The organism is Ureibacillus manganicus DSM 26584 (assembly GCF_000772945.1).
Taxonomy (GTDB): domain Bacteria; phylum Bacillota; class Bacilli; order Bacillales_A; family Planococcaceae; genus Ureibacillus; species Ureibacillus manganicus.
In genome coordinates this window covers 1-24,523 of the sequence record NZ_JPVN01000008.1, presented here as the reverse complement: position 1 = coordinate 24,523, position 24,523 = coordinate 1, and the positions used below count along the sequence as shown (strand labels likewise).

Genomic DNA, 24,523 nt, shown 5'->3' with positions numbered 1-24,523 from the left:
TCCTATTTCTTTCTCACAATCGCATTCAACCACATTTCATCTCCCCGCCCTGCTCTTACATCAGGTGTGACGGACGTTTCTAGCAATTCCAGTTGTGTAAAAGGCTCCAATAACTCTCTCAAACTTTTTTCATTTTGATTTGTGAAATATCTCCCGTTTCGCTCGCCTTCGAAGTCGCCATATTTAAAAGAAACATAGAAGTAACCGCCTGACTTTAATGCCCTTTCTATATTTTCAATTACTTGAGGCAATTCAACAGATGGTACATGGAGAATGGATGCGCATGCCCACACTGCATCAAAAGCTTCCACTTCATCTAGCTCATGGAACTTCTTACATTGCACGTCTTGGCCAATATACTCACTTGCAATCTTACACAATTCACTGGATCCATCCATGGCAGTCACTTTGTAGCCTTTTTCAAGAAAGGCTTTGCTGTCTCTTCCCGAACCACAACCGAAATCTAAGATATGTGCACCTGGCGCAAGATATTTGAGGAGTACGTTTTGCTTTTCATCGAAGTCCACTGCGACAGTGTCTGAAGTGAATGCTGATGCGTTCTGATTATAGTAATTTATCGTTTTGTTAGTAGATTGATTTGGCAATGAGATCATTCCTTGTTAGTTGATTTCTATTATTAATTATTCTTTATTCGATCCGATTCTCCCTCTATAGATTGGAGAATAGTAAACTTATCTCTTTTACAATTGGTCATATAGTTGGGATTCATAAAAACGAACGTACGTGCTATAATTTAAATGTAATAGTTTGGTAACTCAAGGGTGGTTGGCTCACTCCTCTATTCAGAATGGGGGTGAGGCCTTATGACAGTATTTGAAGCATTAATGTTTGCAGTAGCATTCGCAGCATTAATTGTATCAATACTTTCGTCAGTAAATAAAAAATAACCCATCCTTGAGTTTGCAGGCACGGATGGGTTAGTACTATCTTGTAGCCAATCCCCTTGTAGGGACCAACTATTATTGTTGACTACTTGATGCTGGAACATCAGGTAGTCTTTTTTACATTACGCTATTTCTTCCTTTATTATACAAGAATTTTATGGGTTGAACAATAATGGCTTCAATTCTTTTGGCATTGACCAAAGTGTTTAGGTAATTTGCATTGTTGAAATTTAGAATGTCATTTTATTTTTGTACAAATCATAATATTGCGTTCTTAGGGCAATATCTTTCACTCTATTAACCATAAAATACATTCAATCATTCAAACAACACCAATTGCTGCCTTTCACCTAAACGTTCCAGACTTTCTGGTGCATGGTCACGTAAGTATGCCTTTTGCAGTATCTTCTCTTTTGTTAAAACTTGTTTTGATTGTCCTTCTAAGAATTTCAAACGACAACTATAAACAATTGGGAAATAATCGCTTAAGAACTTTCCTTCTGCATGGGCAGTTAACGTAATCAGTTGGAATCCTAGTTGGTCTGCGATGAAAAAGACTGGGCTTAATACGTGATCACTTGATGCTTTACCAAAAGGATTGTCTAATATTACTGTTCGATTTCGTTTCATACTCTTTGCAAGCTTTTGGCTTTTTTCAGCTATGAAGTTTAACAAACCTAAAAATAAAGCCATATTTTTACTCCACTTTTCTCCGCCTGACCATCGATTCGACTCTTCCCACGTATAAAAAGTATTGGAAATGTGTGTTGCACTTTTCACTTTACGACATTTTACTTTTATTGATTGATTACCCATTACAACTCGCAAAATAGGAACTGTTTTGAAGGAATCGTGTAAAAACCTTTGAACCTTTGCACTATCCTCTTTTCCTGTCTCATCTATATAATGTACAGTTTCGAGTTTACTTAATATCCAATCAATATACTCCTGAATTCTTTCTTTTGCGATTTCATCGTCCCAGTCTGGTACATCAATTTTGTAAATATATTTTGTCTCGTTTTCTACTTTTACCTTTGTTTTTTTCTGTAGCTCATGTAAATCATCACGTAATTTTCTTATATGCATGTGAATATACGTAATAAATTGCTGTAACTCTTTATCATGATCACGCATCGTGTTTTCAGCCAATTGTATGACATTTTCAATCCGTTCACTCATGTGTTGGTCATGTTCTAATATTTCAGCAAATGTTTGTTTCATTTTTACTCCATCAATCGTTGTTTTACGAAGTGTAGGATCTATCACATTTTTTTCAGCAAATCCAATAAACTGATCTTTGGCATCTGCCAAAACATTTAGCGCTTTATTGTATTGTTGTTGTGCTTGTTCCAACTGGTTCATTAGTTTGTTTGTGAGTGCGAGTTTATTATACAAATAGTCACTTTGCTCTGTTTCTGTTAACGGTAGAGGGATCAACATTGGATCTAATAATCTATGAACCCTCGAATATTGGTCAAATAGTTTCTCAACACTTTTGCATAGTTCCTGTTGTTCGATTAATTGTTTTTCTCGGTCTTTAATAAAGCGGGCTTCTTTTTGAAGTGTTTGCTTTTGCTGTTTTAACTGTACCAAAGCAACATCCAGATCCCCTTCGAATTCCCACAGTTCTTTAAACCTTTCTACAAAATGTGCTTGCAATTGGTCTAATATTCGTTGTTCTGTGTTAACCGCCACCTGGGCTGCATTATGTGTGTCATTCAATTCTTTTTGTTCACGGATTAGCGTTAAATAGATCTTACGTAGAGACGAGATTTGTTGTAATCCATCTATAGGAAATGCGTATTTTGTGTCTAGATTTGGCCATTCTTCTAATTGTTCGTTCATCGCTACTTTTGCTGCCTCAATTTTTTCTAAGCAGTTTTTGAGGCGTTCCAATAGTTCTCCACGAGACGTTTGTATTTGTTTAATTTGATCTTCTATAGTTTTGAAGTGATGTTTTAAGACTTCTAGATTTTCGCTATTTTCAGTAGGTGGAACAGATTCCGTTTGTTTATAAAGGGCATTTTCTTCAATTTGATACTTTTTCTGATTTTGCAATTGTATAATTCTTTGGTTGTATTCATCCATTTGACCGATCAGCTTTTGAAGTTCCTCTAATATGTTGTTCTTTACTTCTTTTAATAGTTGTATTTTCGATTCACATTGCTTCACTTCATTGTCGAGAATCGGTATATTTCTAGACAGCTGAATATACTGATTTGCTTGTGGAATGCGGTTGTTTACTAAGTCTTGGTATTTAGAAGTGTTTGTAGCAAAGGTTGACTGTTTTGCTTCGTATTCCATCTTTAGCTTTTCTAATTCGCTAGCAATTTTTCTTTTTTCGTATTTATAGTTTTCAATTCTTTGATTGATTGTAAATAATTGTTCCTCTGTTTCCTTAAACAAAGAAAACGGATATTTCTCTAAAAACTCCTTCAAGGAATGATATACCTGTTGCCAAGAACGTAAATCCTTTTCAGTACCTTTACGTTCATTTTCCCTTTGGATAGCGATTTCTTGTATTTCTCTTTTATATTCAAGAAAAACAGATTGTTGTTGATAGTCAGTCCACCCAGTAGGGACAATGACGGCATTTTGTGGTAAGAAATCATTTCCTACTTGCCGCGCCTCATCTAAGGATAAAATATAGATTGGTAACGTTAGTTCATGCTGAATCGATTTTACTTTATCAATTAGGGCGTTTTTATCTTTTTCGTTTGTAATTAGAGTCGATGCCCAAAATGGATAGTTGTTCCCTTTTAGTTCACTTTCATGTTGCTGAATAAATTCAATCCCAGAAGTAACATAAAAATTCTGTGCCCAATCTGTTATTTTCCTTTCAATTAATGGATCTGCAAAGAAGCTCTCTTGCTGTTCGTAATCATCGATAAATCGCTTCGTTCTTCTTTCTTGAATGAGTTTTACCTCTTTTTCCTTTTCAAGTCTTTCAATTTGACTTGTTATTTGTTCAACAAAGGATTGCTCGCGTTCATAAATTGACTGAATATGACTCCAATTCCCACGCAAAGTCGCCATTTGCGCTAATAAGACCTTTTCTTGTTTTGTGATATGTTCTAATTGTTGCTCAATCCGCGCCTTTGTTAATTCTTCAGCAGAATGGTCCTTCTCTATCTCTAATACTTGTTGATTGTATTCATTTTGAAGTTCTTTAATTTTTTTAAGGCGTCCGCTTAGATTCACATTCTCTAGATCAAGTTTTTCAGATTCCAAAACCCAATCTTCTAAAAGTTGCTCGATGGATTCTTCGTCTCGTGCTACAAGTCTAGATTTAATATCCTTCATTTGGTTATGTGTATAATCAAGTGCTGTTTGTGATTTTGTTCGCTGTTGAAGTTCTTTTTCTATTTCTGCATCATTTGTATCTTGTTGTTTTTCCAGCAGGGTTTTCTTTTCACCTACTAGTTGTTGCTCATACGATAAATTGTATATTTGCTCATCAAGTTGTTGTTTTTGTACAGAAAAGGCATATTGAATATTTCCACTTAATACGTTCAGTTGACTTTGAAGATCAGCTACATCTTTTGTTTTCTCAATTTCAGCTAGTTGTTGCTCTACTAGAGTCAATTGTGCTTTTTCAAGATTAGAAGTCTCACGATGTTGTGCATACATAAGAGAAAAGTAAAGTTGGCGATTCTTCTCGATTCTATCCTGTAATTCAAGTAGCTGTGCATGCAGCAACTGTTCCTTATCCGCGTACTCTTTCCACTTTCTTCGTTGCTTTATAATATCAAGTGATGCACTTTTTCTTTCCCAATCTTCCATATCCTGATTATATCGTTGCCATTGTTCCTCTAAAGAAGTAAGTTGTCCAGTTATTTCATTCATTTCCTCTGCTAATAAATGCATATACCCCTTAGCATGTTGTCGAACTTCGTTATAGGTTTGTTCTTTTTCATCCACTTTACGGAAATAATCAACATAGATTTTTAGTTCTTGATTTAGTTGTTTGGATTGTTCAATCGTTTCTTTCAACGCCTTGTATTTTTTGAACTCTGCCCGTCGATTCTCGAAAGTTTCCGCAAATCCATGTTCTTTAAAGCCATCCATCGCATTTTCAATTGAAGGTATTAAGAGACGATTAACTAGATCATCGGTTTTACTACATTTATCAAAGAATTTCTCAACATCTCCTTCTCCACCGTTAATCTTAATAATATTTTCCCATTCGGAATGGATGATTTGATAGTGATTTTCTATATAATTTGTAAAGCTTTTAATAGATTTTGAGAACGTTTTAGCATTTAAGCTATTGCTTTTCTCCATATATGCATAATAATCCGCCATTTCACCGCGATCACTTGGTCGGATACCTTGTGCTGTTTTTTGAACAAAGGGAATTTCAGTGATACTTTGTGCATCGTTTTCTCCATACTCATACACATAGCGTAAGGAATCGATTCCATTTTGTTTCTTATGTAAAGTAACTGCTGTTACGATATAACGCCTAGGGTTTTCATTGATAATCCATTCTATCGCAATATGAGCAGGGCTTTCTTCTAAGTACAATGTATCTTTAATGTCCCGGTCTGCAACTGTCGCATGAGGAATGACAGCTTGTACAACAGTTTGGATGAAAACAGTTTTACCTCCCCCATTTTCAAGAACTAAGGCACCATTCAAACCATCAAATAAGAAAACTTCATCGTGATAGCGCTTTTGTCCATTCTCGTAAACAACATTTGTTAGACGAATTTTACTAATAGCTGGCATGTGTATCCTCCTGTTCCTCAAATCCATATAAGAATTCTAGTATTCCCCTATTGAATTCACGTTCCATAAAGTACCTACCAACAATGACCTTTGTCTTTTCTGTTAGTGACACTTCATTTTGGCCTATGAATTCTACTAAATCGTACTCTTGTAAAAAACGTCTGACTGTATCGATGAAACTTAATCTACTCATTGTCCGACCTGTTTGCCTAGAGGCGGATTCTTTTAATTCATCTAATGTTTCCCACTTTTCAATAATGGCAGACCATCTGTATGAGTACTCTTTTTCTAGTTTCTCTAATTGTTCTTGATCGTGTCTCTTTAAACTTTCAATCCGATCGTTTACTTGCTGAACCCACACTTCATAGGTCATAAATTCTATCGTTGGTTCTGTCGATTGATAGCTATTATAAAAACTTCCAATTAGCACAATGCTGCATAAATACATTAAGTAAATATCACTGTTCGATGATTTTGACCCTAAAAATTGACGTTTAATATATTCGTTACTAATGTGAAATGGAGATAGTTTTGTTCTAGGGATTAAATGAACTTCATGTCCAACAGTAATACAATCTGCGTCTAATTTATCTACAAATTGGTTCGTTAATGTATAGATGGCCTCATTCACCTTATACGTATTTGCTTTATCTCCCGAAATGACACCTTTTAACGCTAGTTCACGGTATAGTTCAAATGCTTGCTCTACTTCTTGACTATCAAATCTCAATTGGGGCTACCTCCTTAACTAAAGAAAATTGCATATTTTGAATTTCAAATCGCTCATTAACTTGAATTCGATCAGGAAGTTCTTTACATATCAATGTTCTTCCGTGTAGTAGTTCCATCACCTCGGCAAGTAAATGCAGGGATTCCTCTGATTGCACCTCAATTTGTGAAGTAACAGGGCTTTTTTGATGACATAGGATGAAAAAATCATAAAATCGGCGTTGTAGTAGGCGATGATCATTGCTAGATTGAAGTTTTTCAATCCATTCCTTCAATGTCCATTCAGATTCAGGTTCAAAAGCAGTCATCATATCTTGGAAAATTTCTTTATAGTAAGTTCGGATAATTCTAGCATATTGTTCTTGTTGTTTTTCATCTATTATTTTTTCAAATGTTTTACTCGTGTGTCCATCTTCTGTCTCGCTCCATGATTGAGGTGAGAACACTGTGAGAAGTGACCAAGTGTTAAACTGTCCTAATGGTAGGAAAGGTGCCATAATCCCTTTCATAGACTCAAGAGGATATGGTGTGCTCACGATTTTGGATGTCACCTCATTATCAAAGTTAAAAGAATTTACACCGATATAGTACAAAGCTTCTTCTGCCGATTGTAGGACTTGTGTTTTTAACTGCAGGCTTTTATTTAATAATTGCTGGTGTTGGTGGTGTACTTGGTGCAAAGCCTTCTCAACTTTTAAAAGAATTTCAAATGCACGGGCTTCCTGGGTTTCATCTGCTAAGTTATAGTAGTTTTGTTTAGTTTCATAGACAAATTGGTGAAGTTCTTCAAATTCTTCATTCTCTCGATTTAAACGGAAATTTCGATCTTCAATTACTTTCATAAACTTGTTTTGCGTTTCAATGGAAACAACATTACGCTTAATTTCATGTTCGATTTTATTCATTCTTTCATGAATCGTTTCAACATCCATACGCATTTCATTAATTTGACGTAAGGCACCAACAAATTCTCCCTTTTCTAGAAGTTTGCGCAGCATCAATTGGTGAATGGATAACTGAAACTCCTGGAAATACTCTTTTGTTGCAAACACTAGTTCCAAGCCGTCATCATCAAGTGCATAGTATTGTCGGTTTGTTTGAATATCAAAATCGTTTGTTTTTATATAATGGAAATCAATCGAATCCTCCGTTTGTAATTCAAAATTATAAAATGAATATGATTTTCTTTGCCCACCGGTTGGTCTAAATACTGCTAAAATTATTTTTACGATTTCTTCTAACTGCGAATCAGATAAAGCATAAGTGTCCTTACTTATACTTTTCAGAAATTGCGCAATTTCAATTACACCAATATGTTTTTCACGTATTAGCTTCATTTCAAAAAAATATAGTAATACATATAAACCAAAACTACGTAGATCTACTCGTTTTTCATGTAAATCCTTAAAAGTTCTCCGGTCTAGTTCAAAAAGTGGTTCGAATAATAATACACGTTTCAGACGTTCGCGACTATCTTTTACGATGGTTTCACTTAGCTCTGTGTCCAATTCGATTCCCTCCAAACTTGTTTTAATTCTTTCGAAGAAAGAACTTCTTGTGGCCAATATTTCTTATTTTCAAGTGTGATATTAACCTTCTCTTGTTGAATTGAGTCAAAATAACTAAGAAATTTCTCTATTGCTTCTTCGGAAGGTTTTTGTTTTGTTTTCAATGTCGTAGGTGTTTTATCAATACACTCAGCATAAAAAGGAATAGCTAAATGAATATCAATTATTTGTCTTAATTTGTACCAAATCTTAATCCCTTCCCAATCTAAATCTCCAAAGTAGTAGAACTTATGGTGAACACGGTCCAGTGGCAATTGTTTATGGAAGTAATCAATGCTACTAGTTATTTTGTATCCTTGTCCGTAAATAAGTGTGGTAAACTGAGTATCTAGAATTGCTGTCGACAATCCATCGAAGGTTGTTTTGTTTTCAACAATAAGATGGAGATGCTTATCACTGGTTACTTTTTTGGGATTAATAATAAATGCTACTGGGTCACTAACAGGAGTAATTTGAAGTGCATCCCATATATTTAATCTTTCTAATATCTTTTGTCCGCCTTTTTCTTGGATCCATTTTTCATCTCCTACTAAAGCAAGACTTCGTTCAGGGGCAGGAACTTCATTATTGGGTAAACCATTTGTTTCAATATATGTATTAATTTTTTCAATATAGGGATAATCATTTTTCCACACTTCTGGTGGTAGGTGAAAATATTCATCGAGAATGAGGAGTTTATGAAGTTTAAATCGTTTTTTTTCAATATCTTGATAAACGTCTTTTTTTAATAGAGCTTTATTAATACGATATTTATAGGCTAACGATGGGACTTTGAGATTTCTATGTGTTGATTTTCCAGCAACGAGGACCCCCTCTTCTTCAAGAGCTAAAATACTTAAGGCGAATTGCTCATATGATATATTATGTTCTGCAAACTGCTCTAAATGATCTAATGTTATAAAGCTATTTTTGAACCTTGAGATTTTACCACGCATATAAACCACTTCCTATTATCAATAGTATATGTTTAGTAGATATTAACTGCCGAGTTATTATAAATAAAAGGATATCTCATAATATTCTTAAAATTATTTTTTACCTCTACTAATTTGATTATATACTACCAATTACCTAGCTACTATCCACAAATTATTCCTATACGAAACGTTTGAGAGTTTATTACCAAGTGAGCATTATCTTAAAAAGTAAATATAATAGCCCATAAAAAAAATAGCCCCTCCTTTTGGTTTGTTATACATGGAGGGTTAGACATATATAATCCAAAGAGCCAAGCCTTCCGAATGACGAACTCTAATGACTACTTGATGTTAGGGTAGTTGTTATAGTTTCGTTCCATTTCTTCGTGATTATCTATTAACTAGATGTATGAAAATTTCCAAAAGGTTTTCAGTCTTTCGATTTATCCTTTACTTGAAAACCAGATTTCTTTAAATCCGCTTTCAACTTATCTTTATTTGAATTTTTATAGTACTGGTCAATTTTCTTTTCCCAGTTGTTTATCTTATTTTCTTTTTCTTTTTTATTAAACAATGTTTCCACTCCTCAACATGTTTATTAACATGATGGAAGAGTAGTAAAAGTTTTATACAAGTTTATTAGAAAATTTATAGTTTTACAGCAATTTCATTATTATCTATTTCTATTAGCGAATGATCTTCAATAGTACATGCAACTTCATCATAGTACTGTGATACTATTTCGTGGTTAAATCCAGCAGCTTGTAAGTCTAATTTCAGCGTTGTTGCGTCTGCATTATCATAATAATCATTCATTCGATTAATCCATTTCACAATTTTACTCAATTGTTTTCACCTCATCTTTCACATTACTTTTGATAAGTGGGTAACAATTCTTTTATCTCTAATAACAAACTGTTTTTCCGTTCTGAAATGTCTTGTTATAACATATGGCGATGATTTATTGTTTGAAAATAACGGCGGATAGATATTATGCTTATCTTTATATACAAATGTCTTAGACACCATAACTAAATTAAGTATTCTTGATAAATAGTTACAAAAATAAGCATCACTATATTTATCGATTTCTAGTTCCTTCTCTTTAAGTTGCTTATCAAGGCGCATCATTTCATTAAAGAAGAAATCTTGTTGCTCTCTAAAATCAAGATCAAGAAAGTACTCTCCATCATATGTTACAGAACATTTTAGAACTGCCCAGTTTTGGCCGAAATACTTTTTACTACGTGTTACCTTCATTTTTGCCCAATGCTCTGCTTGTTTTGGGTCATTGTAAAAATAGAATCCATCACCTAAATAATGCTTGTCTCCAAATGATTTAAATTTATCTAATAACATACCTTTTTCAATAATTTCATTAATAACTTTCTCTGTATTACCATGATAAAGGATCATTCTTTTTACCATTGAATCCATGCTCCATAGAGAATAATAATTACCAATATATTACCACTTCGCTGAATTTTTACAATAAATATAGCGAAAAAAAACAATTTAGAACATAAACTATTGTGATCTGTTGGAACCCTAAATTATTTGATTATTATATTATGATGAGTACCTTTGGGAATATTCACCTCCCCCACATACCAAGGAAACTCCTCCGCCTCCCCGATTAACTCCCTAAAATTCTTATACCGCTTTACCTCAGGACAATAGAGAGACTTATCAATCATCTGATTGTAACAACAGTGCACCTTTTTCACCCACTGGCCATAGTGTTTGAAATGTAGTTCCCTTGCATCTAGTACATTTTGTGCAAGGTAGAATGCATAAGAACGCTCACTACACTGGATGGCGTAAATCTTCACCGGCCGCATGTTAAGCACATCTTTAATTCTTAGATTTTTCAACTCTAGTTCTTCTGCGTCCGTAAGCATTATTTCATCGAGTTTGCTAACCGGATCTTGTAAATTGATTTCCCCCTTTTTCTGAAGGTAGTAAATGAGATGCGCTGTATACGGCTCGTCATAGAGAATGGCATCTTCGTATAACGCCTTTATGTTTTCGTACTGGCTCATTATTTCCACCTACTCCTCCTTTATTCTCCAGAATCACAAAGGACCAATACTCGCCCCCTACGTCCCAACAACTCGTTCCGAAATCTGCCCCGTTGTTTTACGATAATTAACAACGGCACTTCCGGTAGGGCCATTTCGATTCTTCGCTACAATGAGTTCCAGCGGTTCATTTCCCCTTTTATCCACATACGCTTGCGTATCAGCTTCCTCACTCTCATATTCGTACTCTTCACTCGCTTTTTCCTTTAATTCCGCGTAATAGGAATCCCGATACAACAAGATAATGACATCTGCGTCTTGTTCGATATTGCCGGAATCTCGAAGGTCACTCATGAGTGGGCGTTTGTTTTGGCGTGTTTCTACGCCTCGATTGAGTTGGGCTAGGCAAACGACTGGGCAGTTAAATTCTTTTGCCATTCTTTTTAGTTCCCAGCTGATTTGACCGATCATGTAGGTTTGATTTCCTCCGCGCGTATCGTTTGAGAAAATGATCTGCAAGTAATCGATAAAGATAATCGGTTTCCGCTCTGGAGTAGACCGGATAATGCTTCTCGCTTGTGCACGGATTTGTCTAACGGTTAGTCCGGCACGGTCGTCGATATGGATTTTTGCTTGATCGACTTCTGTTAGCGTATTTACCCAGTTTTCTTTTTGTTTTTCTGAGAAATATTTGTATGGGTCTCGCATTTTTAATCGGTTTATTTTACCTGTGGTTGCTACGAGACGATTGATGAGCATCGTGCGGTCCATCTCGAGTGAAAACACGATCGGGAGGAATCCAGCTATTCCCGCGGTATAGGCAAAGTAGTTCATGACATCTGTTTTCCCCATAGAGGGCCTCCCCGCTACGATGGTGAGCTCCCCGTTTCTAAATCCAACTAACAAGCGGTCAAGCTGTTTTATCTTCGTTCGTACTGCAGCGATTTCTTCCATCGGCTTTTCGGGGAGTGGGAACATGGCTACTAAATCATTTGTAATGCTTGTGTCTATTCTTGTGGTGTTGGTTTGGAGCTGATCCAATGCGTTTTGTATATCTTCGATGGACCAGTTTCCACTTTGCGCTTGGAATACTAGTTTTTGTTTTTCCCTTTCCCGCCAAGCATTCAGGACCATTTCGTAATAAGCGTCGAATTTCTCTGAGTCAGCGAAAGTTTGTAGATTTGCTAAATACGGGGCTCCCCCTACTTCTTTTGGTTCCACTATTGTCAAAATAGTTATGTAGTCAACGGGCTTATCCTGGTACGCTAAGTGCTGCATCGCCCGAAAAATAGAGCGATGCATCTGTGTTTGAAACATATCTGGTGTTAAATCTGTATCTAGGATCAAGTAGTTTTCGTTTAGCATTGTTCCTAGAAGACTTCTTTCCATGAGTTCGTAGTTTAGTTGATTAGCCATTCGCTTACCTCCAAACGTTTAATCTTCCTCGCCTAAAGTGAAATCCAATTCAACTGGTTTCACTTCACGTCTTTTCCGCTTTATTGGAGTTTGTTGTGACTCAACTAAGTAGTTTTCAAAGTTTGTAGGGCTAAATAATGTGCTTGGTCGTAAGAAGCTATTCATTTTTGGATCATATAGCCATTGTTTCACTTTGAAATCAATGACACTTATAAAGTCCTCAAACTTATAACCGTCATTAAATCGGCCATTGATAAACCTTCTAGTAGAGTGACTATTCAATCGGTAGTTACGATTTGTTTTCTTGTTTAAGTAATTTATGATTTCAGCCGCAACGTCGAGATTCTTCTCGACAATACCTTTTTTATATTCTTCTTTTAATTCTTCTTTTATATATGCACCATCTGTGTCATCCAGCGTAAACACACTTTGACATGCACCCGACGTTTCTCCCGTGTTAGTGGTACTGCCAATTTGCGGGTTATTGGCAGGATCATCTAATGAATCGTGGACGCCATCTACATCTACAACGTAATACGGGAATACTTCTTTTGCGTTAAAATTAATTACCTTTTGACTTTGCGGGTCATATTCAATCCCAAGTAAGTGGTAAAGATTCTCGTAATCGATTCGATACCATTTCGTTTTTATGAGTTTATATGGATTGTATTCTTGGGTTGAAACAATAATGTTATCATCTTCTAAGTTGAGAATCGCTCGACTAATCGATCGTTCCGAATAGAACGGTAACTGCTTCTGCCAGTCCGTGTACGTATGTTTGTACCATGTATAACCATCTTTTTCATAAGGAGAACTCAATAGCCGGTAATGCAGCTGTTGTAGAATCAGTGCTTCTTTTAGACCTAGTTTCAAAACAAGTGTAGGCAAAGTTTGTAAAGGTGCTTCAGGGATCAATAGTTTATCTTTCATTGTGCATTCCACTCCTTTTCACATATACGGTAAATATAAAGGGCCTCTAGTTGTTTCGTAGCATTTTCAAGTATGTGGACGGCTTCTTTCAGTTCTTCAGAGTCACTAAAGTGGAGGTAAACGAAATTCATATACGCCCGCCAAGCCTCAATCCCCGTTAGCAACTGTGCGTGCTTGTACATCCCTTCCAAAGTCCATAAAAAAGGGCTTACACATTCAGTAAATTCTTGGGGGTATCGCAACTCCAATGATTCAAGCTCCTGGGCATTCAGTTGATAATAATGAACTCCTTCAACAAATTGATCTTCGTGTTGGAGGAAATTCCAAATGAGCTTCTCAGCAGAGCACTGAAAAGTCTCCGCCAACCGGTAAGTCGTGACAACTAACAAATCCTGATATTCCATCTTCATCTCTCCTTTGGCATTTTGTCCTATCACTTACTTATATAGGTCTGGGAGGTTAAAAGTGAGACATTTTGCTGGAAAAAATTTTTGGAGGTGAGATTGAGGGAGGAAATAAACAATCTAAAGTAAATAGCGATATTCAATTTTTATATCAGAAAATATTATTCTTAACCCTAGGTAAAGTTAGAAGATTGATTAAATAAAGACTTGGAATTGTTCTAAATTAAGTACTATTGGAATACATTTTCCATAAGATTTAACGAGAAATTAGTAGTTTAGAAGTAATTTTACAAAATGGAGCCTATTACTGAATTTAGGGGGTTAATAATGGAGCAATTTACGGAACAGCTAAAAAGTTTAGCAAAAAGGAGTGGTACGTTAAGAGATTCAATTACAACTGAGGAAGCTACAAAAACTGCAATAGTAATGCCGTTCTTTCAACTGTTAGGATATGATGTGTTCAATCCATTAGAATTCTGTCCTGAATTCACTGCGGATGTAGGAATTAAAAAAGGTGAAAAAGTGGACTATGCTATTTTAGTGGACGGAGAACCTATTATTTTAATTGAATGTAAAAGTATAAACGAGAAACTTACAAAACATGACTCACAACTTTTCCGGTATTTCGGAACTACATCAGCAAAATTTGGAATTCTCACAAATGGAGTGGAATACAAATTTTTTACTGATTTAGAAGAGTCAAATAAAATGGATGCTACCCCATTCTTCATCTTCAATATTCTTGAATTACGTGATAGCCATGTCCAAGAGATTGCTAAATTTAGAAAAGAAACGTTTGATGTTGATAACATTGCAAGTGCAGCTTCGGAATTAAAGTATTTAAATGCATTAAAACTTTATTTATCTGAGCAATTTGAAGATCCTGGAGATGACTTTATTAGATTTCTCGTTAACAAAATTTATGATGGTGTAAAAACAAAAAACACTATAGATAAATTCACACCTATCATTTCAAAAGGGCTCAAACAAATTGTAAACGAAAAAGTAAATGATAAATTGAATGCAGCTCTAAAGTCAACTGGTGACAGTAAGATTAATATAACTCTACCTGATCCAAAAGGTGAATTGGCTAGTGACAATGAGAAAATAATCGAAAAAGAAAATGATGAAACAAATGCTATTAATACAACCCTTGAAGAATTAGAAACATATTCTGTGGCAAAGGTAATCTTAAAAGATTTAATTTCTCCTAATCGCTTATTCTATCGTGACAATCGAAGCTATTTCAACATATTAATTGATGATAGTATTCGGAAATGGATACTACGAGTGTATTTCAATGAAAACAGAAACTATATCGTTTTAAATAATGCATCAAATGATAAGGAACGTACGATGATAGATTTCCAACAACCGATTGATCTTATAGATTTTAGAGAGCAAATTATTGAAACTGCTAGGCAATATGCGTAATCATTTATTTAATAAAAAAGCTACTAGTCGTGACTAGTAGCTTTTTTCATTCACTTACCTCTCTAAATTGGAAGTTAGTAAACTAACTCTATTTTACAATTAGTAGTATAGTCGGAATTCTAAAATACGAACATATGTGCTATAATTTAATTGTAATAGTTTGGTAACTCAAGGGTGGTTGGCTCACTCCTCTTTTAGATTGGGGGTGAGGCCTATGACAGTATATGAAGCATTAATGTTTGCAGTAGCATTCGCGGCATTGATTGTATCAATACTTTCATCAATCCATAAAAAATAACCCATCCTTGAGTTGAGAGCTCGATGGGTTACTGTACCAAAGGGCCAATCCCCCTTGAAGGGATCGACTATTATGTTTGACTACTTGATGCTGTAACATCAGGTAGTCTTTTTTAAAATTACGCTATTTCTCCCTTTATTATACAAGAAGTTTATGGTTTGAACAAGAATGTAACCAATAATGACCTTGTTATTTAAACATAGTTACCCCACTTTAACTATCAATATTTGCAGTTGCTTTCGCGACATTAATCGTATCAACATTTTCATTTAACCATAAAAAATAACCCACCTTTGAGTTGTCGCCTCAGATAGGTTACTTTACCAATATAAATAGAATAACCCATCCTTGAGATGGGTCTCTTTTACTGTAATTAATTCACCTGTGGGCTATATTAATCTTATCGTTTCAGTATTCCTTCCATTTCCTTAACAATATTTTGACATGCCTCATAGAATAACAGCTGATCGATTGTATACAGACAAATTTGTGCACCTTTGTCAATTGCTGCTTTGACATTACTTAACGTTGCATCTGGCCAGGGAACTGCGTTTACTGGAATTCCTGTCCTCTTTGAAACTTCTAATACTTTTTCATATGCCTCCATGACAAATGGATGATCCCAATCCACTTCTTCCCCTGGTTTTGCAAGCGATTGAGCCAAATCTCCACGGCCAAACGAGACTGCATCTACACCAGGTTTCAATTCTGCAAAAATTTCTTCTACATTGTCGATGGCTTCCTTGTCTTCAAGTACTGCCATTAACATTGTTTCACTTGAATGATGCTTTAAATATTCATCCCACCCTTTTGTCGAATAACTGGCGGAGCGAATCGAAGAACACGAGCCAAGGTTTCCTTCCGGAGGATATCGAACAGCACTTACCGCCTTACGTGCATCTTCCCTATTTTTAATATGAGGAACGGAGATTGCTTGAGCCCCTGCCTCTATAGCATGCATGATTGTTATAGGGTTTAAATCAGGAACTTTGACTAATGTAGTAAGCCCAACCGCATCTGCAGCACGTATACAATGTTCCATTGTTTCAGGATTAATCCGTGTATGCTCCATATCTAACTTATAAAAATCAAATCCCGCATATCCAATAATCTCTATTAATGATGGATTACTCGTATAAACCTCCATACCTAAAGCTACTCTTCCATTCCTTATAGCTTCTAAAATCCGGTTTTGTTTAGGGCGAAACGCCATGGTTCAGTTCCTCCTTTTAAATCCTCATTGTTTTAAAGAGGTTATTCTAAGTTAAAGCTACAATCTACAATTTAAAAAGCTCTCTCATATCACTTTCTGTTTCTAAATTAATAACACGATCCCAAATTACTTTACTTGTTTTATTATTTATAATTCCGTTAGTTAATGACATGAATTTGTTATATACGTCAATGTCTTTCGAAGAATTCCCTATACGTCCGTAAATCTTTTCGCACTTTCCTGTTAGTAATTCTCCATTTTTTAATTCAATTGATACCTCTGCTAATAAATTTCTAGAACTTATATCTGAATCTATTTCTAAACTTACTAGTTTTTCTAACATTCTCACTTTTGTATTTGCTAATGCTTCATCATTAAAACTTTCTATGTTTGCGTTTCCTGCTATCAAGTATGTTGCAACTGTAAAAGGCAGAGAAAATTTTGCTGATAACTTTTTATTCTCAGCTATATACATCAACCTTTGAGGCCGTTTATTACTGCCTTTAATTTTGATGCTCTTAATGTCATTCGGATTAAGTAATACCTCAGATTTATATGGTGGAAATTCTTCATGTTGTAATCTAAAATTCAAAGCATCTGCGATGGCTTCTAGACTGGGGTGAATGACACCACATGATGCGTGAAATTTAAAATGATTATTCATTATTCCAAAATCAATACCTAAACGATCTGTTAAAACCTCAGAGTTGAAGTTTTCCCCCAATATTTTTCCAAATGTATCACTTAATGCACTATCATATCCTGTAAACCCACTTTCAACTAAATCTTTAACAATAAAAGCAATTGGTCCAGCTATGGATGCGAAAACACTTGCAATTGTAGAGCCCTTCAAACAAGGGTCATACGATGTCCCAAGTGGTAATCCCGCCGCAATATTAATGCCATGGCGAAATTGTTCTGCATCCCACCCAAGTAATTTTCCAATTGCAACAACAGCCCCTATATGACCAGTATTACCATGAGGATACACTTCTTCTCGTAGTTCAGTAGCTTTTTGCACTCTATAATGTGCCTCATAACCTAAAATAAAGGCCTCAAGGAACTCAGATCCTGACTTCCCCAAATATTGTGACATAGCTAAAGCTGGCGGCAAAACATGTAAAGCAGGGTGCCCACTTGGCGGTGTTCCCTCATCTAGCTCAACAAAACAGATTGCTGTTGCATTTGCTAAGGCTGCCTTAGAGATATCGTTAGTTTTAGGAAAGCCACTTTTTAATATAGTAACGTCTCCCTCTTTAGGTAACCTTTCATAAAGCTGTTGCATTTCAGACTCAACTGACCCACTAATTGCCACACCTAACGTATCTGCTATCGTTAGCTTTGCTCTTTCAACTACCTCATTAGGAATATCTACTAACTGTGTTTCAGCTAAGAAATTAGATAATACCCTTGAATGTTGAATATCGATATTTCCCCCTATTTCTACTGTCATATTTTGCTCCCCCTTACTAGTTGCTGGAGTATTTTAGAAACACCGTAACTACTAAAGTATGAGTATTAGTTACGGTGCAAGTATATTGTTGAAAATTCTCTTAACTAATATTTCTTACTTCTGAGACTAAGCCTTTACACCTTTACTTCCCCTTCTCGCAAATAGGAACCATCCTAAACCGAGTGAAACAATCCCCATTCCAAACATCATTATTAATGGTAATACCATCCCTTGTAGTAACAGAAGCGGAAGTAATGCAACGAAAAACTTTAGCCATGCCGTAAGTCCTGAAGCAACACCCAATGCTTCTGCTGCACTACTTTTGGAATCAGGGTCTATTGTTCTAACTAACATAAGAGCAACTCCTGCATGTCCAGTTCCTGCGCCAAAAATCGCCATTGCCTTTTCGAACCATTCTGTTGAACAAAACTTTTTACAGAAATATAGTGCAATAAATATTGTTAAAACAACCATTATTATTGAATAAATCATAAGTGGGACAAAGAAAGTTGTTGCTAGCTCTATACTTATTGTCGCAATAGCTGTTAAAATAACAATTTCTAACAATAAACCATTTATACTGTTTATCGTTTTCTTGTCAACATATACATCTAATTTAGTTAAAACCATGAGTGGCCAAATAATCATCGCACCAACCATTCCATAAGTTAACTCTGGTAATACACTGAGAAATGGTAAAATTAATGTGAGGGACTGAATTAGAACTTTACCCAAGAACATTGCTACTAGAATCAAACCAAATTGAAGTGCTAGGCCATTAATACTCATTGAAGTTACTTTTTCTGTCCCTATACTCTTTTGCTGTTCTTTAGGTAGGCTCCCACCGTAAAACCAATTCGGGCGTGACTTAGCATCTTGTATATACTTTGCCCACCCCTTACGAACACCATAGTTTATAATGATCATTCCGATTACTACTCCACTTATTAAACCTATTGTTGCTAAAATCATACCGATTCCAAGATTACCTTCAATTCCAAGGTCTGCAAAAACTGCACCTGCAGCACCCGCTGTTCCATGTCCTCCAAAGAATGAGAATACGCCCATAACACCCCAGCCTTCTGGTAACAATGGCCAGAAGATAATAAAAGCAGCACCAATTAAAATACCTACTCCAGCTTGTAATCCATATACACCAAGCGAAACTAATGTATAATCCATATATGATTTCGCTTTTTCAAAGTTTAGGCTAATACCGAGTATGAGTGCAGTCATAATTATATTAATAAGTACACCGGAAAATTGTGAAAATGAACTGGGTAATTCAACCCACCCTAACACTTGTTGTCCACTAATTAATGCAATTACACCTCCAATAACTGATGCCGGTAAGAATATTTTCTGCAATGGCTTTATCAATTCCCTAAGAATAAAGCCAATGATTAAGAAAACTCCTATAATAACTAAATCCCCTTGCAAACTACTCAATGTCATTTCCAATTGCATCTCTCCCCATTTTAAAAGTCTAAGACACACCCCTTGAACAAGGTTAAGACTAACTGATGTTAATTAACCTGATATACTTAGTTTTAAAATTATCTTTATCGACTTTGGATATATCTCTATATTATTTAAGAAAACGCTTCCACCTTATTGAAAATTTATTGATTTACTTCTGTTTTATTCTCTATAAAGACTCTCGTTGTACCCCATATTTAATCTCTTGACTTCGTACTAACTGCTCATCTGTAATATCATTCAGTTCCTCAAAAGACATTAGCCCTTCATAATGTTCCGCTGTGCCTTTTTCCTTCAAATAATCTAGTGCGAGTTCGATTCCTCTTGCAGCAGCAAACATAGTAGTCAACGGTACACTTACACGTGCAACTCCTAAATCTTCAAATTCTTTTACGGTTAGATCCGGAGTTACCCCACCTTCTTTCATATTTATACTAATAGGTGCTTTAATTTCTTTTACTAAGCGTTTAATAATTTCCACTGATGGAGGACTTGAAATATAAATCATGTCTGCTCCTGCCTCTACATAGGCATTTCCTCGTTTAATTGCATCCTCTACACTTGTAACACCAACTGCATCCGTTCTAGCATTAATGATGAAATCTGGATGTACTTTATGATCTACGGCCGCTTTTATCTTCCCAACCATTTCATCCAATGAAATGAGAGCTTTTCCCTCCAAATTACCACAGATTTTAGGAAACACTTGGTCTTCAAGGTTTACTCCAGCTGCTCCTGCTAGTCCTAATTGGCGAACTGTCCAAGCTGTGTTTACTGCATTTCCATAACCTGTATCAGCATCTGTCATCACAGGTATGTTAACTGCGTTTACAATATTTCTTGTTATCATAAAAATATCTGTTAGGTTTGTAAAACTTGCGTCTGTCATTCCTAGATATGATGCACTAACGCCGAACCCTGAAACCTGTACGGCATCAAAACCTGCCCTTTCTATCAATCTAGCGGATAAGGCATCGTATGCTCCTGGCATTACTAATATTTTATTACTTTTAATAAGCTCTTTTAGCTTCATTGCTGGGTGTTTCATTGTCTCTCCTTCCCCCTATCAAAAAGTAAAACGTAATGTTCAAACGTATTTTATCACCACCCCATTTTCTGAATTTTGTGTTATTTCACATTTTATCACCGTCAATCACTTGAATCTATGGTACAATTGTGCTCAAAAGTGAAATGGATTTTAGAAATCTTTTGTACATTACGCACAATGGAGGAAATCTAATGATTACTGTTGAGGAATCTTTACTTTTACCAGAATTAAGTAGTATTACTGTGCGTTCCGGTCAAGGTGGATTGTCACGGAGAATTCGTTGGACACATATAATGGGGGGCAATAAAATCGGGCACTTTTTAGAAGGTGGAGAGCTTCTCTTAACGAGTGGAAAAGGATGGCCAGACGATCCAATTCTTGAAGAAAAACTACTTCATTCACTCTTAAATCACCAAATATCCGGCATCATTTTCGCTACGGGGCACTATCTAAAGGACTGTCCTCCTGCTGCATTAGAGTTCGGTGAGTTCCATGACATACCCATTTTAGAAATGCCATTTGATGTTCCATTTGTTAAAATCTCAAAAGCGATTAATCAACTCATTATGAATAAGCAATTTTGGAAGAATGAATTAATGAACTCTATCTCCCCCGGCCTTACTAAACAATTAACATCTTTTACAGATATTAAAGAGACTTGCGATTTTATAGCAAATTATTTAAAATGCCCTATAATATTAACGACATTTGATCAAAAGATCCTAACAACTGCAATTCCTGTAGATTATCAAGAACCTTTCAATCCTTCTCGCCAAGTAAAAATGATGTCTAATCAACTAAACAATACTATCTCTGAAGAAAAATCAATTAAATCGTTTCCGAATATAGTTCGTGTATCAAATCCTGAATTTCCAAATTCAGTTGCTGTTCAATTACTTATAGGTAACGAAATATGGGGTATACTTTGGCTACTTAATTTAGGACAAGCTAAAGATCAATCAAACCAGCAGTTGATTCTTGAATACTTTAGTTCAATATTAATAGACATTTTTGTACAACAAAAGCAATTAGAGGCCAAGGAAAAATTAGCACAATTAGAAATGTTGGAATTCCTTATTGAAAAAACGGAAATCGATTTAAACGATGCGGATGTAAAGTTGAGAAATCTGGGGTTTTATCATAATAAACAGTGGATAATGGGAATAGTCCTTCCAGATTTGAATAATCAATCCATCTCTTCGAAGGAAATAACCCAAGTACGTGATGCCTACAAAAGTTGGCTAGGAGCGAATGAAGAAGTAAGTGGTTTTTGTCAGTTCTATAAACAACAATTGATTCTATTAATCTCTTCAGATTTTGATAATCTTCTATTGAAACAGTATTTGAATGAACTGCATTCATACTTAATAGAAAACACACAGATACCAAATATATCAATTCTGTTTGGTGGAATTAAAACAGAATGGAAATCATTGAATCAGAGTTATAACGATATAAAGTCTCTAATGTCCATAGTTAAGACCATTTGCTATAAGGAAGGTGTATATTTCTCAGATGAATTACGTCGAGAAATGCTTCTTTATCAAGGATTTAATCGTCATCAAGCGATTGAACTACGTAAAGCGATTCTTCCAGCCGAATTTTTCACTGAACGTGGAGAGGTTTTTTACGAAACATTAAAGTGTCTTGCATTAAATAACTTTAATAGAGAAAAAACCTCTGAAATTCTACATATCCATCGCAATACATTACGTTATCGAATTGAAAAAATTGAAGAACTTTTACAATGCCGTCTATCTACATCTAGATCTCAGTTTTGGGTTCAGGTTGCACTTGACCTCGAGGCACTCGCTACTTAGATTTGATAATAATAGATTTCACAATATTTAAGGTATTTTATGCAGATGAAAAATAATGGTGGCTGCCTCACTCCTTTTTAAGGGAGGGCAGACTAAGAACGCCACTTCCTGTGGAAACACCCGCATGACCCACATCGTGTGGGCCACTTTTGACAGTATTTGATGCATTAATGTTTACGTTACATTTGCAACATTAATTGTAACGGTACTTACGTCAAATCATAAAAAATAACCCATCCTTGAGTTGACAGCCTTAGATGGGTTACTATACCTTATTTGGCCAATCCCCTTGTAGGGACCGACTATTATATTTGACTACTTGATGTTGGTGCATCCGGTAGTCTTTTTTACTTTACGTAATTTCTACCTTTATTATACAAGAATTTTATGGTTTTCTCAAGAACGTCTCCTATAAGGTCACTTCAAAAAAAACAACCCATCCTTGAGTGTGCAGGCACGGATGAGCGGCTATTCATTATTCATTCACCAGACTGGATGATTGACCTGATTTCCCCTTCTTTTTAGGAGATCAATGCCTCTAATTCAACCAATCTATTTTAGACAATCTTTTTATACAAAACCTGATCAGCAGCAGCATGCTTATGTATAAACTCTAATGTAACTTCATTAAATTCAACTGGCTTCTCAATATTACACACATGTCCACACTTATCAATGAGATGTAACTCCGAAAATTCTTCATTTTTTACATATGCGTTAATTCCCTTTAGGAACATGTGGTCTTCATTCCCACTGATATATAATTTCGGAATTTTATTATTTAAACCCTTTAGCTGATTGTATAATTTGTAAGCGTCTCTTGCGACAAGTGCCCAGCGATGGTAGGCTTTTTTGCTTAATTTCTTTGCTTCTCTTATAAAAATCTTTCTAGAAGTCTTGTGATTACTCTTAGGCATTAAGATAAAGGCAAAAGCCACATATGGTACCTTATATGGAAGGAGATTTCGTACACCTTTCATTAAAGTGGGTCTACCAATAATTTCTCCCCATGTTCTCCATTTTGCAACAGCACCTGCTAAAACCATAGATTTTATTCTTTTTGGATAATGGATTGCTATGTACTGCATCAAAATTGTCCCTAATGACACTCCTACAAAATGGGCAGTCTCTATGTTTTCTTTATTTAATATATCTATTACTAGATGACTTGTAGCTAGTAATGTACTAGTTTCTTTTTTCGATAGATCATTTGATTCACCATGTCCTGGTAAATCAATTAATAGCAGATTGTATTTTTCCTTAAAGAGTGGAATTTGTTTTTTGAAAATACTACAGTTTCCACCAAGACCATGAAAGAATACTATCCATTCTTTACTAGTCAGATTAGGAATCACTTCGTAATATAATTGTTGTTGTGTTTGGCCAAGTAAATCGGAATCTCTAGCTGTAAAATTCAATATAATATTCTCCTTAGTCATTCTTAGATAGTCCTATAAATAACACTATCACATTACTAATGGTAGATATATTGATAAATAAATTTTTACTTATATAAGTTTTAGAAACAGTTAAAATTATTAGTAAATTGTTCATAATTTTCAGTTGTTTTGTTGGTTCTAGCTTTACTACATACCAACCGCGCTAGAGCCTCATTTAATCTCGTTATAATTTTTGTGCTCTAGTAATTCACCGAACGCTTCTCGTATCATAAGACGGTTGCGTACTACTCTTAAGTGATAATTTTTCAAGTTATAACCCTCCCCCTTCCGTTCATTGCTCCATAGTAATTTATCATTTTGTTCATAATTCATTTGTTTGCTCAATATAACCACCCCATTTTCATATGTATACGCTACAATTATTCTCATTTATTAGCTAAGGATCTTTCAAACTGTTTCCCTATCAACTCTTTTAATATTTATCATTTGTATTCCAATCAATTACTTCAAAAGAGTTAAACTCTTCATGTTTTTTCAATAAAATATTTCTCATTTCTTTTATGTCTAAATATAATGGTTGTTGAACTTATTTTTAGGTAGTTTTCCGTTTATGAAAGTTGAATTACCAGGGTCAACATGTAGAATTACACATCTATATTTTTTATCCCCGTGTAAGCAATAAAATGCCCACCTGTGAGGTGGGCATTTCAGATTGTCGACAAAAGGTCATCAAAATGCTTTTCATTTTGAAGACCTT

General features: G+C 35.3%; 20 protein-coding genes. 2 read left to right on the top strand and 18 right to left on the bottom strand.

The genetic code is table 11. The features are described 5' to 3' along the window. Positions 1-2: 2 nt before the first annotated feature. The 13 genes from CD29_RS07760 to CD29_RS07710 all read right to left on the bottom strand — a co-directional run bounded on the left by CD29_RS07760 (position 3) and on the right by CD29_RS07710 (position 13,621). Positions 3-605, bottom strand: a complete 603-nt coding sequence (locus CD29_RS07760; protein ID WP_197061746.1) for a class I SAM-dependent methyltransferase — start codon at positions 603-605, stop codon at positions 3-5. Between the two features lie 194 nt (positions 606-799). Further along, on the bottom strand, positions 800-1,009 hold the full coding sequence (locus tag CD29_RS20455; RefSeq protein ID WP_169716166.1) for a hypothetical protein: 210 nt from the start codon (positions 1,007-1,009) through the stop codon (positions 800-802). 214 nt (positions 1,010-1,223) lie between these two features. After that, positions 1,224-5,636, bottom strand: coding sequence for a coiled-coil domain-containing protein (locus CD29_RS19655; RefSeq protein WP_052124064.1), 4,413 nt, complete (start codon positions 5,634-5,636; stop codon positions 1,224-1,226). Beyond that, entirely contained in the window at positions 5,623-6,366 is a 744-nt protein-coding gene (locus tag CD29_RS07750; protein ID WP_036185034.1) for a DUF6063 family protein, read from the bottom strand. The genes CD29_RS19655 and CD29_RS07750 overlap by 14 nt, the downstream gene beginning before the upstream one ends. Beyond that, positions 6,356-7,873, bottom strand: a complete 1,518-nt coding sequence (locus CD29_RS07745) for a hypothetical protein (protein ID WP_036185031.1) — start codon at positions 7,871-7,873, stop codon at positions 6,356-6,358. The genes CD29_RS07750 and CD29_RS07745 overlap by 11 nt, the downstream gene beginning before the upstream one ends. Beyond that, positions 7,858-8,868 (bottom strand): Wadjet anti-phage system protein JetD domain-containing protein, encoded by a 1,011-nt coding sequence (locus CD29_RS07740; protein ID WP_036185028.1) that lies wholly within the window; start codon positions 8,866-8,868, stop codon positions 7,858-7,860. Before CD29_RS07740 ends, CD29_RS07745 begins: the two co-directional genes overlap by 16 nt. A gap of 412 nt (positions 8,869-9,280) precedes the next feature. Further along, on the bottom strand, positions 9,281-9,424 hold the full coding sequence (locus CD29_RS20205; RefSeq protein WP_156111878.1) for a hypothetical protein: 144 nt from the start codon (positions 9,422-9,424) through the stop codon (positions 9,281-9,283). 74 nt (positions 9,425-9,498) lie between these two features. Continuing rightward, positions 9,499-9,696: a hypothetical protein gene (locus tag CD29_RS07735; RefSeq protein WP_036185026.1), complete on the bottom strand. Its 198-nt coding sequence runs from the start codon at positions 9,694-9,696 to the stop codon at positions 9,499-9,501. 18 nt (positions 9,697-9,714) lie between these two features. Beyond that, positions 9,715-10,278, bottom strand: a complete 564-nt coding sequence (locus tag CD29_RS07730) for a hypothetical protein (RefSeq protein WP_036185024.1) — start codon at positions 10,276-10,278, stop codon at positions 9,715-9,717. Between the two features lie 125 nt (positions 10,279-10,403). Beyond that, positions 10,404-10,892 (bottom strand): hypothetical protein, encoded by a 489-nt coding sequence (locus tag CD29_RS07725; protein ID WP_140422901.1) that lies wholly within the window; start codon positions 10,890-10,892, stop codon positions 10,404-10,406. Positions 10,893-10,949: 57 nt separating this feature from the next. After that, positions 10,950-12,287, bottom strand: a complete 1,338-nt coding sequence (locus tag CD29_RS07720) for a replicative DNA helicase (RefSeq protein WP_036185020.1) — start codon at positions 12,285-12,287, stop codon at positions 10,950-10,952. An 18-nt stretch (positions 12,288-12,305) separates the two neighbouring features. Further along, positions 12,306-13,217, bottom strand: coding sequence for a conserved phage C-terminal domain-containing protein (locus tag CD29_RS19650; protein WP_052124063.1), 912 nt, complete (start codon positions 13,215-13,217; stop codon positions 12,306-12,308). Beyond that, positions 13,214-13,621: an ORF6N domain-containing protein gene (locus CD29_RS07710; protein ID WP_036185018.1), complete on the bottom strand. Its 408-nt coding sequence runs from the start codon at positions 13,619-13,621 to the stop codon at positions 13,214-13,216. The genes CD29_RS19650 and CD29_RS07710 overlap by 4 nt, the downstream gene beginning before the upstream one ends. A 327-nt stretch (positions 13,622-13,948) precedes the next feature. Here CD29_RS07710 and CD29_RS07705 point away from each other — a divergent pair, with 327 nt between their 5' ends. Next, a complete protein-coding gene (locus CD29_RS07705; protein ID WP_036185017.1) occupies positions 13,949-15,055 on the top strand; it encodes a type I restriction endonuclease in 1,107 nt (368 codons plus the stop codon). A gap of 698 nt (positions 15,056-15,753) precedes the next feature. Here CD29_RS07705 and CD29_RS19645 read toward each other — a convergent pair. From CD29_RS19645 to CD29_RS07685, 4 genes are all read right to left on the bottom strand, one after another. Continuing rightward, on the bottom strand, positions 15,754-16,566 hold the full coding sequence (locus tag CD29_RS19645; protein WP_052124061.1) for an HpcH/HpaI aldolase family protein: 813 nt from the start codon (positions 16,564-16,566) through the stop codon (positions 15,754-15,756). A 64-nt stretch (positions 16,567-16,630) separates the two neighbouring features. After that, positions 16,631-18,019, bottom strand: a complete 1,389-nt coding sequence (locus CD29_RS19640; RefSeq protein WP_052124060.1) for an MmgE/PrpD family protein — start codon at positions 18,017-18,019, stop codon at positions 16,631-16,633. A gap of 126 nt (positions 18,020-18,145) precedes the next feature. Beyond that, positions 18,146-19,474: a sodium/glutamate symporter gene (locus CD29_RS07690; RefSeq protein ID WP_036185352.1), complete on the bottom strand. Its 1,329-nt coding sequence runs from the start codon at positions 19,472-19,474 to the stop codon at positions 18,146-18,148. A 193-nt stretch (positions 19,475-19,667) separates the two neighbouring features. Beyond that, positions 19,668-20,546: an isocitrate lyase/PEP mutase family protein gene (locus tag CD29_RS07685; RefSeq protein ID WP_036185014.1), complete on the bottom strand. Its 879-nt coding sequence runs from the start codon at positions 20,544-20,546 to the stop codon at positions 19,668-19,670. 191 nt (positions 20,547-20,737) lie between these two features. On the opposite strand from CD29_RS07685, the gene CD29_RS07680 reads away from it, so the two are divergent. Further along, positions 20,738-22,366: a PucR family transcriptional regulator gene (locus tag CD29_RS07680; RefSeq protein WP_036185009.1), complete on the top strand. Its 1,629-nt coding sequence runs from the start codon at positions 20,738-20,740 to the stop codon at positions 22,364-22,366. 557 nt (positions 22,367-22,923) lie between these two features. Here CD29_RS07680 and CD29_RS07675 read toward each other — a convergent pair. Then, positions 22,924-23,784, bottom strand: coding sequence for an alpha/beta fold hydrolase (locus CD29_RS07675; RefSeq protein ID WP_052124058.1), 861 nt, complete (start codon positions 23,782-23,784; stop codon positions 22,924-22,926). Positions 23,785-24,523 lie beyond the last annotated feature (739 nt).